This window comes from Psychrobacter sp. 1Y4 (assembly GCF_051847555.1).
The window spans coordinates 1-988 of sequence record NZ_JBPYDE010000192.1; the positions used below are offsets into that span (position 1 = coordinate 1).

The following is a 988-nucleotide window of genomic DNA, read 5'->3' on the forward strand; positions in this document are numbered from 1 at the left end:
AGACGCATGACCGCGCACGTTGGGTTGCCCTGTCTGCGTTTGATACGTTGGTCGGTTGCAGGGTTTGAATTGGGTGACATAGCGGTTGGCGAATTTGTGCGTATTCACTTAACTAGTGAGCACTATCAGCAATTGGGTATTAGCTATTAGTTTGTCATGTCTAAACGCTTAGCTACCGACATATATTTTCATTTAAAGTAAATATATTACGTCTTGTTAAACATAGCGTCTCGAATGGGTAAGGTTTATCTGTTAAGATTCAGCACGTCATTAGTTATGTAAAATAGACCTCATTTATTCATCATTTGGTCTTCTTATAGTAGGGATATATCATGATTGCTTCTCATCGTTTTGTTCTGTTGGCCACCAGCATTTCTACTGCACTGCTATTAAGTGCGTGTCAGCCAGCAGCAGATAGTCAATCAGCGCCTGTAGAAGAAGCCACCCCGCCAATGACTGACATGACTCATGCTGAGCATGAGAATATGAGCCACGATACATCGGTAGATAGCGAAAACGTCACAGATGACGCTCAGATGACGGATATGCTCAAAGACTACACAAAGTCCATGACCAGTATGCATGACGAGATGATGATCGGTATGGGTTATAACGATCCTGATACCGCGTTCGCCAAAGGCATGCTTGGGCATCATCGCGGCGCGATAGATATGGCGAAAATTCAACTAAAATACGGTACAGATGACGCCATGCGCCAGCTTGCCCAAGACATCATCACGGCGCAGCAAGCTGAGATTGATATCCTAAACAAATGGCTTGCTAGCCATCCTGACGCAGCCAAACCTAAGCCCAATACCGCTGCTATGCAACAGGCCTACGCTAAGGGCATGGAAAGCATGCATGGTGAGATGACATTGGGTATTGCTGATCCTATGCCGGATATGGCATTTGCACGTGGCATGCTACCGCACCATATTGGCGCCGTAGATATGGCAAAAATCGAGCTCGAATACGGTACTGATGAAAA

General features: G+C 45.6%; 1 protein-coding gene and 1 pseudogene. Both read left to right on the top strand.

The window, feature by feature from the left end; translation table 11 throughout:
• A pseudogene (locus tag ACS8FC_RS15180) lies at positions 1–150 on the top strand (pseudouridine synthase); the annotation flags it as partial.
• A gap of 182 nt (positions 151–332) precedes the next feature.
• Positions 333–988 (top strand): CopM family metallochaperone (gene copM, locus ACS8FC_RS15185; RefSeq protein ID WP_439297383.1); only part of this gene is annotated, 656 nt, incomplete at its 3' end.